This is a genomic window from Xylanibacter ruminicola Ga6B6 (assembly GCF_000687715.1).
Lineage (GTDB): Bacteria > Bacteroidota > Bacteroidia > Bacteroidales > Bacteroidaceae > Prevotella > Prevotella ruminicola_B.
Genome location: NZ_JHXD01000014.1, coordinates 45,035 through 60,049 on the forward strand (window position 1 = coordinate 45,035; position 15,015 = coordinate 60,049).

Here is a 15,015-nt window from a genome sequence, read left to right on the forward strand (position 1 = left end):
CATGAACACCAATCAAAACTCATTTACCGACCTTGAGCACCTTGAGCTCGTGGCCCGCCGCATTGCCGACAGCGGTGCCGACCTTACCAGCGATTACCAATCGTGGATGGCCATTACCTTTGCCTGTGCCTCGCTTGGCGAGGGGGCACGCGAGTGTTATCACCTGATTTGCAGTCAGTACCCAGGCTACAAACGCGACGAGTGCGACCAGAAGTTTACCAACTGCCTTGAAAAAGGCAAGGGCATGGTTACCCTTGGCACCCTGATGAAGTTGGCCGCCGATGCCGGTATCGACATCAGTAAGCCCCGCGGCCGCCGCCCCCAAACCGCCAGCCAAAAGCAGCAGCAAGCCGAAAGCAAGATGAACGATGCCTACAGCATACTGCGCTCGCTGGCCGATTGGCGATTCAACATCTGGCTGAACCGTGCCGAGATTAAGGAACCTAAAAAGGAATGGCGACCGGCGGTAAACCGCGACCTGTCCACCTACTACTGCAGGTTGAAAGCGGCGGGTGTAAATGTAAGTGCTAACGACTTGGAGCACATCATCAACAGTCGCGACTTTGCCATCGATCACGACCCGTTTGTGGAGTACCTGCACTCGCTACCCGAGTGGCATGAGGGCGATCCTGACTATATCCACGAGTTCTTCGTGGGTCACATGATATTCGGCGATCCCGAAAACACCGAGCTCTACGATACCATGTTCCATAAGTGGTTCTTGGGAATGGTCGACCTGTGGCTTGGAAAGGCAGAAGAAAACCCTATCATGCCCGTGCTCCATGGGCATCAGCACATCGGCAAAACCTTCTATGTACGCCATATACTGCCACCGCAGCTGGCATCGTACATGTTCCCCGTCAACCCCTCAACGCGTGTGGATAAGGACTTCGAGATTGCCATGAGCGAAACGCCGCTCATGTTTCTCGACGAGTTCAGTGTAAGCAACCTGCAGAAGTCGGAGGCCTACAAATATGCCATCACAGCCAGTAAGTCGTATCTGCGCGACAGTTACGACCATTTCCGTGAGATGCGCACCCGTAAGGCCTCGCTCATAGCAGCCACTAACCACGATACCTTTATCCGCGAGGCTGAGGGCGATCGTCGTTATCTGGCTGTAAACCTTACCGGCACCGTAAATCTTAACGAGCACCCACTGCCTTATGCCGGTGCTTATGCCCAGGCTTTGTGGCTGCTCGATCATGGTTTCAAGGCCAAGCCCACCCAGCAGGAGAGTGAGCTGATAAGTGAGCACAACCTGCCTTACCTGATTCCCGACGATGTAGACGAGGCCCTGCGCACCTTTGTACGCATGCCATCAGATACCGACAATCCCGAGGCCTACACTGCTGGCGATCTGCTCAATGTGCTCTACACTAAAGGCTTCCGTGGTCCTAAATACACATCGCAGGCCATCGCTAAGGCCATGAAGGGTATGGGCTTCGACACTATCAGGCGCCAAGGACGTAATAAATATGTTGTAGTGATAGCCGATGCCGGCCGCCAGCAGTGCGAACGAAAGAAAGATGTAGATGATGTAGAACCCTTCTAAAACGTTGTTTTTGGGTGCAGTAGGTGCAGCAGGTGCAGCATTTCTATACGACCGCGAAAAATAAATCCATAAATAGGCCAATCTTAAAAGTGCCGATTTATGGATTTATTTTTATTACTCCATATAATTTACCCCACCTGCTGCACCTGCACCACCCATCCTCTACCCCAACACTAACCCCGCTCTACTATCATAGTAAAGCGGGGTTAGTGTGATTGGGCGGGGAGTCATCGCCTGGGGGCGATGGCTGGGTGATTAGGGCACCTTGGGGGTAAGCGTCCAGGTTAAGTTATTTCCGCCTGTGCTTGAGGTGGCGAAATTGAGGCCTGTCATGCCTGTGCCGCTCCAACTTCTGCTGATAACAGTTGCCCCGGCAATGATTACTGCGCCAGTGCTGTTTACGTCCACATTTCCTCTTCCTATTGGCCAAGAAACAGCGTTGTTTGTTGTAGCTTGAACAGTGGAAACACCTGATGTGATTGTGATGCTGGAGAATTATCGTTATTAGTTAATTAATTACGCGTGCAAATTTACGAAATAGTTGATAATCAGCCAAATAAAATCGGGAAAAAGTTTGGTAGTGTGACAAATTTTTTGTATCTTTGCAATGGTAATAATACCACAAAACACATTTAAAAAACACACAATTATGGCAACAAACGAAATTAAGTTGGGCATCAACTTGCGCCAGAACAAGAATGCCCGTAACTCGGGGTACGGTAAGTACTACCCCGAAATCGACACGCAGACCACTCTCTCGCTGCGAGGCTTTGCCAAGCACATGAGTGACCATGGTTCGATCTACTCGCTCGACATCATCGAGGGCGTGTTGAAGAAAATCACCCAGTGCCTGCCCGAACTCATCAGTCAGGGCGTGCCAGTACGCATGGAGCCCCTGGGCACATTCCTGCCCACCTGCGATGTAGCCCAGCCCATCCTGAACATCGCCGCTATGGAGAATGCCGATCCTAACGAGGTGGTAAAGGGCGTGCACATCCGATTCCTGCCCTACGGTGTGGAGGACGACAACATCACCTCGCGCCGTTTTAAGCAGGAGTACTGCTCGCTCGAATTCCGCAACATTGTGGATACGGTGAAGGTTACCGTGGATGGTAAGGTGAAGAAGGCTACTACCCTGAAGCCTATCGCTACGGCGGTTGCCGAGTATAAGTCGGGCGGCGTATCATCGGGTGGCAGTAGCAGTCAGCCGTCAACTGGTGGCGGTAACCAGTCATCGGGCGGTTCAACCGGCGGTGGCAGTAACCCTGGCAGCGGTGGCTCCGACATGAACTAAAAAAAAGGCCGGGAGCTTGATTGCTCTCGGCCTTATCTATTAATACTTAAACAATTAGAAGAACAGGTAGCGGTTGTCTACCACACCAGCCTTCTGATACAATTCCTGCATGAAGATGCGAGCAGCCTGAGTGGCCTGCATCTGGAGCTGAGCCTCAGTCTGAGCAGCGTCGAACTTAGCGCCAGCGCGGTTGCTCTTCTTAACTACCTTGAACAGGTAAGCACCACCGTTACCCTTAACCACCTTCTTGCTGAACTCACCAGCCTTAGCAGCTGCAACGGCACCAGCCAGAGCGGGCTCTGAAGCACCTGTGGCCTGTACGAATACAGGAGCCGAGAATGTGATCTGGTTAACTGAGTCGATGCGAGCACCCTTAGCCTTAGCAGCAGCCAGGTCGTTAACACCGGCCAGCTTAGCCTTAATCTGCTCGAACTTCTTATCGCGGATAACCTCGGCCTTAAGAACCTCCTTCAGGCTGCTCATGTCGCGGTAGCCTACAGGGTTGATCTTAGTGAGGGCTACAACCAGCAGGTGATCGTTGTTACCGCACTCGTACAGTGGGCTAACCTCGCCTGGCTTAGCGTCGAAGATCCACTTCATAGTCTCACGGGTAGAACGCAGGTTAGCTACGTTGTGCTCGTAGTTGAACAGATCCTGACGTGGAGTAACCTTGAAACCGAACTTAGCGGCGTTCTTCTCCATATCCTCGATAGTCTTGTTCTCGCTTACAAACTGGCTGAACTTGTTGTAAGCCTCAGAGTATGTCTGCTTAGAGAAATCGATAGTGTGCTTGATAACAGCTGCATCGTACTTGTCAACCATAGCCTTGCGAGCGGTAACCTGCAGGATGATGTTGCCCTGAGTAAACTCAAGGTTCTTAACATCGTTTACAGCCAGGTTGTTGATAGCAGCGAGGTAGTTCTTCGACTCCTCGTCGATTGAGTTGCTGTTCTCGTACATAGCAGATGTGAGCCACTGCTTGGTGCCTGGCTGACCGTACTTCTGAGCCAGCTGCTCGAAATCAGCACCAGCCTTCAGAGCTGTGTAGATGCTGTCGGCAGTCTTCTTAGCGGCCTCTACGGTAGCACCGCCAACCTGAATCTGGCGATACTCGATAGAGTCGGGAGCCTGAGTCTTAGCAATCAGCTTAACAACGTTCAGAGTGTTATCGAAAGCGGTCTCGAATACAGCTGAAGTCTGACCTACAGCCATTGAGTCGAGCTTAGCAGCGATGTCAGAAGGATAAGCGCGCTTGGTAGCAGCCATGCCAGTGTAGGCAAACTGCGACTGAGCCTTGCGAACCACCTCGGCAGCGTTAGCACCGCTCTGCAGCTTGGTAGCTGCGTCGGTCATAGTCTTCATCAGCTCCTTGCGGTCGGCTGCTGAAGCTACTACCTGGAAGTCAACATACTTAATATCGCGGCTCTCAACGTCCTGCTTAAACATCTCCTTCTCCTCGTCGTACTTAGCCTTCAGATCCTTGTCGTCAACCTTTACGTCGTTGTCGTTGATCGAAGAGTAAGCGATAGAAGCCAGCTGGATGTCGCTCTCGGTGTTCTGACCCTCGAAAGCCATCTTAGCTGAGATGGGGTTTGAGAGCAAGCAGTTGCTGAGCAGAGCCTGGTACTTCTGAGCCAGGGTGTTGGTGCGCAGCTGCTTCTCGATGAACTGCCAGTACTTGTAGATGGTCTGGTAGCTCTCAGCCAGCTGAGGATTTGAGCCAGCCTTCTTGTAATCGTCCAGGAACTTGGTGAGCATGGTAACGTCGAAACGACCAGTCTGCTGGTTTACGAATGGGCTCTGCATCAACATGGGGTTTGTACCCTCCTTCATGATGTTCTGCAGCTCTTCGTCGGTAACTGTCAAACCGAGCTTCTCTGCCTCGTTGGCAATGATCTGCTCGTTAACGTACTGACTCCAAACCTGATCCTTAATCTGGTTCAGCTCCTCCTCAGAGAAGTTCTCGCGGTTCTGAGTAATCTTCAGAACGTCCTGATACTCATCAACCAGGGCCTGGAAGTCCTGAACATTGATTTTGTTTCCTAACACTTCGCCAATCTGCTGTCGCTGCTGGTTCTTGGTTGCTTCGCAAGAACGGAAAGCTTCCTCAGCAATGAAGGCGAAAAGGCCTAAGCCGATAATGCAAACGAGGGCTACGCCTCTTTTACGGATTTTTCCTAATGCTGCCATAATGTATTTAAATTTTTAATTATTATTCATAAAACGGGTGCAAAATTAATAAATTTGTTCGAAACGACCTAATTTTTTCGTATAAATTTTGGCTATTCGGTAATGTTTAATCGCACCAATTCGATTTTTGTTGCCGTATTCTTGATGATTTTAAACTCGTAGCGGCCCATTTTTACTACCTCGTTCAGTTTGGGGAACGACTGATACTCGTGCAGAATCAGGCCTCCCAGAGTCATATATTCATCGCTTTCGGGCAAGTCGAGATCAAACATCTCATTGATCTTTGCTATCTCCAATCGGGCTGATAGCATGTATTCGTGGTCGCCCAGTTGTTTGGCCACGTGGTTAGTATTGTCGTGCTCGTCTTCAATCTCGCCTGTAATCTCTTCCATGATGTCCTCTAACGATACCAGTCCGCTGGTGCCGCCAAACTCGTCCACTACCACGGCCAGCGAGCGTTTCTGCTGCATCAGCTGGGCCATCAGTTTCGATGCCAGCATGGTTTCGGGCACGAAAGAGATTTCTCTTACTAATTGGCAATTTTCAATGGATGATTGATAATTGTTTTTATCCAGTCGGAACATGTCGCTGGAATGCACATAACCGATGATATGGTCGATATCCTCGTGATAAACCAGAATCTTTGAGTGACCGCTCTCGATAAACACCTGTCGCAGCTGTTCGATGGTGTCGGTATCCTCTACCGCATCAATCTCGGTACGGGGTACCATACAGTCGCGGATCTTGGTCTCCGAGAAGTCGAGTGCATTCTGGAAAATCTTTACTTCTTCCTCGATTTCATCGTCATTATCGGCGTTATCGATACTGGTCTGAACCAGGTAGTCGAGGTCAACTTTCGTAAACTCCTTTTCCTCGCCGGCGCTCTTCATGCGGATGCCAATCAGGCGCAACAGTCCCTTCGACAGCAGCGTGGCAAAGCGCGATATGGGGTAAAGCACCACATAGCATATCCATGCAGGCACGGCAAACACCGTGAGCAATGTGTTAGGATTGTTCTTAAAAATGGATTTGGGCAGGAACTCGCCAGTAAACAGCACTACCAGTGTTGAAAGCAGTGTGTCGGCCGTTACCCTCACCCCGTCGCTCAACGGCGCAAACAGTGTGGCGTCGAACAGCTGGGCAAACAGGATACCGTAGATTACCAGCGCGATGTTGTTGCCCACCAGCATGGTAGATACAAAGTTATTGGGGTGCTGGTAGAATACGTGGATGATGCGCTGCGAAAAACGGTTCTTTTCGCGATCCATCTCGGCACGCAGACGGTTGGATGAGATAAAAGCTATCTCCATGCCCGAGAAGAAGGCCGAGAACAGCATCGAAACCAGTAGCCAGATAATCGTAGTAGTCATATCATCAGTGCTTTCTATGTTTCTGAAGCTGTGGGCGCAACGATGGCTGTACCTGTGCGGTATCGGGCTGGGCGCCGGGTTTCTGCGTAGTGGTATCGTTCTGCTCGCCGGTCATATCCTCGCGCTGGAACGAGCCCTTCGAGTTGCTGACGGTATAGTGCGACATATGTTCGTCAGACAGGAAATAAGTGCCCTCCATGCTGCGTTCGGGGGTGGTAACCTTCGAATATACATTCGAGTACAGTTCGTGGCGCATACCGTCCCAAAACAGCTCTTCGCTCTCAAACAGTAGTCCGTTTATATTACGTATACGTACGCGTCCGCGCAGATGCCACAGCTTTTTCTGATCGTAATACTTGGCTGAGTCGGCCTGGATATAGGCCTCTACGTGGAATTTCTCGTCGAATTGCTCGAAGAAAACGCCTTTTTCGAACAGCCAGTACGAGGGATTCTTAACCGTGTTAACATCCCAGCGCTCGGTTACAATCTTGTATTTGATTACGCCGCTGTCGCTAATCAGCGTATTAACGCCATACGACGTCATCACCGACACCGAATCGCGGTCGTGTATAGCGGCTGCCGTGTGCTCGTGCACCTCGGTACAACCGCCTAATATCATTGCTGCAAACGCGGCTACGGCTATTATTCTACCTTCCACTTTGCGAACCATCTCTCGTTGAATGTCAGACCGATGTTCAGGCGGAACATCGTTTCCTTAATCATATTATCAGCCGAACGGTTTACAACCTGTCCGCTGATATTCAGATACGAACGACCGTTGTAGCCGTTCATGATGGGGATACCGAAACCAATGCTGGCCGAGAGCTCTTTGGGGCCCTCTTTACCGTTAATATAATAATAAGGTGTGGCCATACCTACACCCGCACGATAGCGCACGCGCTGCAGGAACTTACGACCCATGGGGCGTGGAGTCCACTCGGCACCCAGGTTAAAGCGGTAGCTGTCTTTAAGCAAGCCCGACTTCAAGGTGTAAGTCTTGGCCTGTGAGTCGAACGAAGGATAATCTACGCTACCCCACTTCTGCATGGTAAAGTCGGCACCCATACGGAACTGCTGTCCGTGGTTGTAAGCCAAACCAAAACCAAAGCTGGTAGGAATGCTCAGCGCGTCGGCAAGCTTATAAGCTGTGGTATCGGCCTTGCTGATAGTAGAGTTGCTGTTGATAACCGAGCAGTTGGCATCGGCCTTCAGCGAGTGGCCTGGAGTCCATGTGGCACCCAGGGTGATGTTATCCTGCTTGCTCAGGGGCAGTTCGAGCTGCATACCAAGGTCGAGCTTATAGCTGCTGATATCGGTTGTGTACAGCATCTGCAGGGCGCTTACGTTGCTGGCGCTGCTACTGCTGGTGATGGTGCGGTTGTAGTCGCCCCAGAAGTACGACAGGTTGGCACCAATGCTCAGGGGCTTGAACAGGCGGATACCGGTACCGATAAACAGCTGGTGGATACCGCCATCGCCCTTGTTGGTTGTAGTCATCTTGGTGATGTTGGCATCGTTCAGATATTCGCTCTGTGAGTAGTTATAGCCGATGTTAGAGTAAGGCAGTACGCCGAAGGTCACACCCACACCCTTGAAGGCACGGAACTGACCAACCACGTAGTCGAAACCGCCACTCTTACCGTTCATTTTCTTGCCGTTTTCCTTAAAGTTGGTAATCTGACCCGACAGACCGGCATCGAACAGCATGGTAAGTGAGTCGACAGCCGAGTACGAAGCGGGGTTCATAGGGTTAACCTCGTTACCGCGACGCATGGCTACACCCACGCCGTTCATACCTTTATTAAATCCTACACTCTGATCAGTCAGATCACCTAAGCCAAACTGGCTATAGGGAGAATTAGTGTTGCTCTGTGCAAAAGCCGATGTCGTCATGGTTGCTAAGACGAAACTGGCGAGAATTTTATTCATATTTAATCTTTTAATTCAGTTGAAAAACTTTTCAGCGTGCAAAATTATCAAAAAAAAACGAAGAAATGGCTTTTTCTTCGAAAATATAAGTTATTTTTGCATCGTGAAACATTTAAAAATGAAAATTAAGAGCCTGCTAACCACAGCTATCCTGCTGAGTGTCAGCTACATAACGCCAATTTACGCGCAATCGGCAGCAAATACCGAGAATGGCGCTTTTGTGTCTGTTGAGTCGAATATCGATCCGATGGACTCGGTTGAAGTGAGTTTACTGACCTGTTCGCCCCACGAAGAAATCTACAGTTTGTACGGTCATGCAGCCATCCGATGGCATCAGGGCGACACCGATCTGGTGTTTAACTGGGGCATGTTCAGCTTCAGCAAACCCTACTTTGCCCTGCGCTTCGTATTCGGACTGACTGATTACGAGCTGGCCGCCTACCCCTTTGAGCGTTTCTGGCCCTACTACCAGCAATGGGGCAGCAGCATTACCGAGCAGGTGCTGAACCTTACCAACAATGAGAAGCGTACCCTACAGCGCCTGTTGGGCGAAAACCTGCAGGAAGAGAATCGTGTATATCGCTATAATTTCTTCTATAACAACTGTTCAACCAAACCTAGAGATGTTATCGAGAAAAGTATTGAAGGACAAGTGGTTTACGAAGAGAGAAGCGACTATCAGCCAACCTTCCGAGAGATGGTGCGCGAGTGCAACCGCAACCACCGGTGGTCGAAGTTTGGTAACGATATGCTGCTGGGTGTAAAAGCCGACCTGGCTACCACCCGCGAGGAGCAGGAGTTCTTGCCCATGAACCTGATGACCGACTTTGCGCATGCGCAGGTATATAAGGATGGCCAGTACCGTCCGCTGATCAAGGAACAGCGCCTGCTGGTGCCACCAGGCGTGCAGGTGATAGAGCCCGACTTCTTCCTGACACCTACCGAAATGGCCGTACTGCTGCTGATTATATCGGTATGTATAGGCCTGTACGAATGGAAGAGTAAGCGCATTGTAAAATGGTGGGATGTACTGCTGATGACCATTCAAGGCCTGGCAGGCTTAGTGCTTACGGTGATGATTTTCTCGCAGCACCCCACTACATCGCTTAATCTGAATCTGCTGCTGTTCAATCCTCTGCCGCTGCTGTTTATACCAGCCGTAATCAAAGGCAAACGTAACCTGTGGACCAAGCTGCTGCTGGTAATGCTGATACTGTACGGACTGGGTGGCATACTGCAGAGTTATTCGGAGGGAATGTGGATTGTGGCACTATGTTTGCTGATACGTTGTAAGAAATGAAGAATAGATATCTATACGTCACGCTGCTTACGATGTTGGCACTCAGCTCGCAAGCGCAGCAACAGAAGGGAGTCAGCCCCCGTCTGGTGGTAAATATTACCATCGACCAGCTGCTGACCGACTATCCCGCTCTGTTCGATGATGGATTAATCTATGAGCAAGGTTTCTATCCCTACAGTCAAGTTGACCTGTCGTCTGCCATTTCGTCAGTCGTTACAGGCACATCGTCATTCTATCACACCATTACGGCCGATAAATGGCTCGACCGTCAGTCGTTGCAAACCGTAGCGGCTACCCCCGATGAAATCGCCGTTTCTACATTGGCCGACGAGTTGAAGATAGCCACCAAGGGTGCCGGCAAGGTATGTGCTGTGGCTGCAAAAAAAGAGACAGCAGCGCTGCTTTCAGGCCATAATGTAGATCGCTTGGAATGGAATGATGACAAGCGTAGAAATTTGGATGCTACCAGTTTGACGGTTAAAGCTTTACAGCTGGTTGTTGAAGAAAGACTTGGGCAAGATTCTATCCCAGATCTGCTGTTTCTGCAGTACGAAAAAGAAGATTACCAATCAGCCTTGCAAAAGCTGGTGATTGAGATACAGCGCATGGTTGGCAAGGAGCACGCTCTGTTTGTGCTCACCTCTACCGGCTATCGCGATGTAAATACCGATGAATACGCCAAATATAACATCCCTACGGGTGTGTACTATACCAACCGCACTGCCAACCTGCTGAATATGTACCTAGGTGCCCTGTGGGGCCAGGGCAAGTACGTAGAGGGCAGCTATCGCAACCAGCTGTACCTGAACCATCAGCTGTTGGAGCAGAAGCGTATCGCCTTGTCGGATGCCACCCAGAAGGCAAAGGAGTTCCTGCTGCAGATTTCAGGTGTAAAGCGTGTTCAGATACATCTGTACGAGACCCATATGGGCGATCTGCAGGTAGAGCTGGCACCTGGCTGGCAGATGCAGAACGACGACACTCACGAGCAACTTAAAACCAAGCAGCCACTGGCCTGCTTCCCCATTATATTCTATGGTGCCAATATACCCGCACAGAAGGTGCAGGCACCCGTTAGCATAGAGCGTATTGCCCCCACAATTTCGAAGGCAATCCGCATTCGTGCCCCCAATGCATGTATGGCTACACCTCTTTTTTAATAAAAAGGCTTGGTGGTTAAAAATTTTTTTTGTAATTTTGCCGCCGTTTTATAACGACATACATCAACAATTAAGTAAAAAAATAAAAATTAAATATGAATTTCAACAAGTTATTGAAGTCGCTGTTTGGTGACAAATCCAGCCGCGACATGAAGCTTATCCAGCCACTCGTAGAGCAGGTGAAAGCTGTTTACCCCGAGGTACAGAAGCTGGATAACGATGCTTTGCGCCAGCGCACTAAGACACTGCAACTGCAAGTACAGAACTCTGCCCAGGAGCAGAAAGCCCGTATCGAAGAACTGAAGGCTACTATCGAGAACACTCCTATCGATGAGCGTGCCGATATCTTCGCTCAGATCGATAAGATCGAGAAGGAAGTATTGGAGATTTACGAGCAGGCCCTGAATGAGGTAATGCCCGAGGTATTCGCCATTGTTAAGGAAACCGCACGCCGCTTTGCCGAGAACGAGGAGGTGGTAGTAACAGCTACCGATTTCGACCGTGAGTTGGCTGGCGATCCTAAGAAGGATTTTATTACCATCGATGGCGATAAGGCTATCTACCACAACCACTGGACTGCCGGTGGTAACGATCTGAAGTGGGAAATGGTACACTACGACGTGCAGTTGTTTGGTGGTGTTGTACTGCACCAGGGTAAAATTGCTGAGATGGCTACTGGTGAGGGTAAGACCCTGGTGGCTACCCTGCCTGTATTCCTGAACGCACTCACCGGTAACGGCGTACACGTGGTAACCGTGAACGACTATCTGGCTAAGCGTGACTCAGAGTGGATGGGTCCTCTTTATATGTTCCATGGCTTGAGCGTGGATTGTATCGATAAGCATCAGCCTAACTCTGAGGCCCGTCGTAAGGCTTATCAGGCTGATATCACCTTCGGTACCAACAACGAGTTCGGTTTCGACTATCTGCGTGATAACATGGCTGTATCGCCTGCCGATCTGGTACAGCGCGCACATAACTACGCCATCGTCGATGAGGTCGACTCAGTTTTGATCGACGATGCCCGTACACCTCTGATTATCTCTGGTCCAATCCCCAAGGGCGACGACCAGATGTTCGAGGAGTATCAGCCATTGGTTGAGAAGCTGGTAGGTGTTCAGCGTCAGTTGGCCACCCAGTATCTGGCCGACGCCAAGACCCTGATTACCGAGGGTAACAAACTGATGGAGGCTGGTAACAAGAAGGAAGCACAGGAGAAGCTGGATGCCGGTTTCCTGTCGCTCTACCGTTCGCACAAGGCCATGCCTAAGAACAAGCCACTGATTAAGTTCCTCTCGGAGGAAGGTATCAAGGCTGGTATGCAGAATACCGAGAATATCTACATGGAGAACAACAACCGCCGTATGCCTGAGTGTGTTGAGCCTCTGTACTTCGTGGTAGATGAGAAGATGAATAGCTGCGACCTTACCGATAAGGGTACTGCCTGGCTGGCTAAGCAGGTAAACGATAACGAGCTGTTTGTGCTGCCCGATATCACTACCGAGCTGTCGGCTCTCGAGGCTGAGACCGGACTCACCGATCAGGAGCGTCTGGATAAGAAGGATGAGCTGATGAGCCACTACGCTGTACAGAGTGAGCGCGTGCACACCCTTCAGCAGCTGCTGAAGGCTTACTGCATGTTTAATAAGGACGACGAGTATGTGGTTATCGACGGCGAGGTTAAGATCGTTGACGAGCAGACTGGTCGTATCATGGAGGGTCGTCGCTGGAGCGACGGACTGCACCAGGCTGTTGAGGCCAAGGAGCACGTAAAGGTAGAGGCTGCTACACAGACATTCGCTACCATCACCCTGCAGAACTACTTCCGTATGTATCACAAGCTGTCGGGTATGACCGGTACCGCTTCAACCGAGGCTGGTGAGTTCTGGGATATCTACAAACTGGATGTGGTTGAGATTCCAACCAACCGTCCTGTAATCCGTAACGACCAGGACGACCGCGTTTACAAGACCGCTCGCGAGAAGTACAAGGCTGTGATCGAGGAGGTTGTAAAGATGAGAAATCAGGGCCGTCCAACACTGATTGGTACTACATCGGTAGAGATATCAGAGTTGCTGAGCCGTATGCTTGATATGTATGTAAATCCTGAGACCGGTAAGCGCGAGGGTATCCCCCACCAGGTGCTGAATGCTAAGCTGCACCAGAAGGAGGCCGACATCGTAGCACTGGCCGGACAGAGCACCAACGGTAAGGGTGCCGTTACCATCGCCACCAACATGGCCGGTCGTGGTACCGATATCAAGCTCTCGCCCGAGGTAAAGGCTGCCGGTGGTCTGGCTATCATCGGTACCGAGCGTCACGAGAGCCGTCGTGTTGACCGCCAGCTGCGTGGTCGTGCCGGACGTCAGGGTGACCCAGGTTCATCTGTATTCTACGTATCACTCGAGGATAAGCTGATGCGTCTGTTCGCCTCTGAGCGTATCGCCTCGGTGATGGACCGTCTGGGATTCAAGGATGGCGAGATGATCGAGAGTCCTATGATTTCAAAGAGCATCGAGCGCGCCCAGAAGAAGGTTGAGGAGAACAATTTCGGTATCCGTAAGCGCCTGATTGAGTACGATGATGTGATGAACAAGCAGCGTACCGTTATTTACGAGAAGCGTCGCCACGCCCTGATGGGTGAGCGTATCGGTATGGATATTGCCAACATTATCTGGGACCGCGTAGTAAATATTATCGAGAACTCTACCGATTACCAGAGCTGTAAGGAGGAGTTCCTGCACATCCTCTCGATGGAGGTACCTTTCAGCAGCGACGAGTATATGAACCAGCCACGCGAGGTTCTTACCGAGAATGCCTTCCAGGCTGCCATCGGTAACTTCAACCGCAAAACCGAGCGTATTCAGACCGTAGCCCAGCCTATCATCAAGCAGGTTTACGAGGCTCAGGGACAGATTTACGAGCGTATCATGGTGCCCATCACCGACGGTCGTAAGATGTACAACATCCCTTGCAACCTGAAGGAGGCTTACGAGAGCGACTGCAAGAGCATCGTGAAGGAGTTTGAGAAGAGCATCCTGCTGCACATCATCGACGATAGCTGGAAGGAGAATTTGCGCCAGCTGGATGAGCTGAAGCACTCTGTACAGAATGCCAGCTACGAGCAGAAGGATCCACTGCTGATCTTTAAGCTTGAGAGTGCCAAGGTATGGGACGAGATGATTAATGATATGTACAACCGTATCTGCTCGATCCTGACACGTAGCGGTATCCCCGAGATGCAACAGCAGGTACAGGAGGCTGCCCCCGAGCAGCACACCGAGCGTCAGCAGTACGTGGAGACCAAGCAGAACGTTAGCGAGGAGCAGTTGGTTGACCGCAACCAGCAGGCCGCTGCACAGCACGACACACGTGCCCAGCAGAGCCACGAGCCCATCGTTAAGGATAAGCTGCCCGGACGTAATGATCCATGTCCCTGTGGATCAGGTAAGAAATTTAAGAATTGTCACGGTAAAGGAATAGTATAATAAGATTATGATTACAATCAACCATTTGAAGAAGGCGTTTGGCAACACCGTTGCCTGCGACATTGAACAGTTCAAAATCAACGACGGCGAGATTCTCGGCCTCGTAGGTAACAATGGTGCAGGTAAGACCACGCTCTTCCGCATGCTGTTAGACCTGCTGAAACCCGATGAGGGTGATGTAGCACTCGACGGCATCAACCCCGCCCAGAGCGAGGAATGGAAGGCCGCTACAGGCTCGTATATCGACGAGGGGTTCCTCATTGATTTCCTCACACCCGAGGAGTACTTCGCATTTATCGGTAAGATTACTGATAAAACGCAGGAAGAGGTTGACGAGCGACTGAAGGACTTTGAGAAGTTCGCTGCCGGTGAGATTTTCGGACAGAAAAAACTGATTCGTAACCTCTCGGCAGGTAACAAACAGAAGGTAGGTATCATCTCTGCCCTGTTTAATAACCCTAAGCTGGTGATTCTCGATGAGCCATTCAACTTCCTCGATCCTTCGAGCCAGAACACGCTGAAGCATGTGCTTACAGAGTACAATAAGCGTACTGGCGCTACTATTCTGGTTTCGAGTCATAACCTGGCACACACCATCGACATCTCTACACGCATTGCGCTGCTGGAGAAAGGACACATCGTTCGCGATCTGGCCAATGCCGACGGAAGTGCACGTGCCGAACTCGAAAATTACTTTGAGACAGAATAACCTATCATCATTTTTAGGTATTT

11 protein-coding genes are annotated in these 15,015 nt (G+C 50.6%); 6 read left to right on the forward strand and 5 right to left on the reverse strand.

Features of this window, described 5'->3' with window-relative positions:
• Position 1: 1 nt before the first annotated feature.
• Positions 2 to 1,552 carry a VapE domain-containing protein gene (locus tag T500_RS0109450; RefSeq protein WP_028907908.1) on the forward strand — a complete coding sequence of 517 codons (1,551 nt, stop codon included), beginning with the start codon at positions 2 to 4 and terminating at the stop codon, positions 1,550 to 1,552.
• A gap of 255 nt (positions 1,553 to 1,807) precedes the next feature.
• On the opposite strand, the gene T500_RS16945 is transcribed toward T500_RS0109450, so the two are convergent.
• Positions 1,808 to 1,960, reverse strand: a complete 153-nt coding sequence (locus T500_RS16945) for a hypothetical protein (protein ID WP_155267498.1) — start codon at positions 1,958 to 1,960, stop codon at positions 1,808 to 1,810.
• A gap of 241 nt (positions 1,961 to 2,201) precedes the next feature.
• On the opposite strand from T500_RS16945, the gene T500_RS0109455 reads away from it, so the two are divergent.
• Entirely contained in the window at positions 2,202 to 2,846 is a 645-nt protein-coding gene (locus tag T500_RS0109455) for a hypothetical protein (RefSeq protein ID WP_155267499.1), read from the forward strand.
• A gap of 54 nt (positions 2,847 to 2,900) precedes the next feature.
• On the opposite strand, the gene T500_RS0109460 is transcribed toward T500_RS0109455, so the two are convergent.
• The 4 genes from T500_RS0109460 to T500_RS0109475 form a co-directional block, all read right to left on the reverse strand.
• Positions 2,901 to 5,036 (reverse strand): peptidylprolyl isomerase, encoded by a 2,136-nt coding sequence (locus tag T500_RS0109460; protein WP_028907910.1) that lies wholly within the window; start codon positions 5,034 to 5,036, stop codon positions 2,901 to 2,903.
• Positions 5,037 to 5,128: 92 nt separating this feature from the next.
• Entirely contained in the window at positions 5,129 to 6,406 is a 1,278-nt protein-coding gene (locus tag T500_RS0109465) for a hemolysin family protein (protein WP_028907911.1), read from the reverse strand.
• 4 nt (positions 6,407 to 6,410) lie between these two features.
• Positions 6,411 to 7,025, reverse strand: a complete 615-nt coding sequence (lptC, locus tag T500_RS0109470) for an LPS export ABC transporter periplasmic protein LptC (RefSeq protein ID WP_036908944.1) — start codon at positions 7,023 to 7,025, stop codon at positions 6,411 to 6,413.
• A 23-nt stretch (positions 7,026 to 7,048) separates the two neighbouring features.
• Positions 7,049 to 8,335: a hypothetical protein gene (locus tag T500_RS0109475; RefSeq protein WP_028907913.1), complete on the reverse strand. Its 1,287-nt coding sequence runs from the start codon at positions 8,333 to 8,335 to the stop codon at positions 7,049 to 7,051.
• A 118-nt stretch (positions 8,336 to 8,453) separates the two neighbouring features.
• On the opposite strand from T500_RS0109475, the gene T500_RS0109480 reads away from it, so the two are divergent.
• From T500_RS0109480 to T500_RS0109495, 4 genes are all read left to right on the forward strand, one after another.
• A complete protein-coding gene (locus T500_RS0109480; RefSeq protein ID WP_080694851.1) occupies positions 8,454 to 9,635 on the forward strand; it encodes a DUF4105 domain-containing protein in 1,182 nt (393 codons plus the stop codon).
• Entirely contained in the window at positions 9,632 to 10,795 is a 1,164-nt protein-coding gene (locus tag T500_RS15705) for a hypothetical protein (protein WP_051611995.1), read from the forward strand. Before T500_RS0109480 ends, T500_RS15705 begins: the two co-directional genes overlap by 4 nt.
• Positions 10,796 to 10,890: 95 nt before the next feature.
• Entirely contained in the window at positions 10,891 to 14,283 is a 3,393-nt protein-coding gene (secA, locus tag T500_RS0109490; protein ID WP_028907915.1) for a preprotein translocase subunit SecA, read from the forward strand.
• A gap of 7 nt (positions 14,284 to 14,290) precedes the next feature.
• The gene (locus T500_RS0109495; RefSeq protein ID WP_028907916.1) at positions 14,291 to 14,992 is read left to right on the forward strand and encodes an ABC transporter ATP-binding protein; all 702 of its coding nucleotides are present in this window, start codon (positions 14,291 to 14,293) and stop codon (positions 14,990 to 14,992) included.
• Positions 14,993 to 15,015: the final 23 nt, after the last annotated feature.

Coding starts and splice junctions, on each gene's coding strand:
- T500_RS0109475 (WP_028907913.1), bottom strand. CDS start 8,335: ATGAATAAAATTCTCGCCAGTTTCGTCTTAGCAACCATGACGACATCG.
- T500_RS15705 (WP_051611995.1), top strand. CDS start 9,632: ATGAAGAATAGATATCTATACGTCACGCTGCTTACGATGTTGGCACTC.
- T500_RS0109450 (WP_028907908.1), top strand. CDS start 2: ATGAACACCAATCAAAACTCATTTACCGACCTTGAGCACCTTGAGCTC.
- lptC (WP_036908944.1), bottom strand. CDS start 7,025: ATGATATTAGGCGGTTGTACCGAGGTGCACGAGCACACGGCAGCCGCT.
- T500_RS0109455 (WP_155267499.1), top strand. CDS start 2,202: ATGGCAACAAACGAAATTAAGTTGGGCATCAACTTGCGCCAGAACAAG.
- T500_RS0109495 (WP_028907916.1), top strand. CDS start 14,291: ATGATTACAATCAACCATTTGAAGAAGGCGTTTGGCAACACCGTTGCC.
- T500_RS0109480 (WP_080694851.1), top strand. CDS start 8,454: ATGAAAATTAAGAGCCTGCTAACCACAGCTATCCTGCTGAGTGTCAGC.
- secA (WP_028907915.1), top strand. CDS start 10,891: ATGAATTTCAACAAGTTATTGAAGTCGCTGTTTGGTGACAAATCCAGC.
- T500_RS0109460 (WP_028907910.1), bottom strand. CDS start 5,036: ATGGCAGCATTAGGAAAAATCCGTAAAAGAGGCGTAGCCCTCGTTTGC.
- T500_RS0109465 (WP_028907911.1), bottom strand. CDS start 6,406: ATGACTACTACGATTATCTGGCTACTGGTTTCGATGCTGTTCTCGGCC.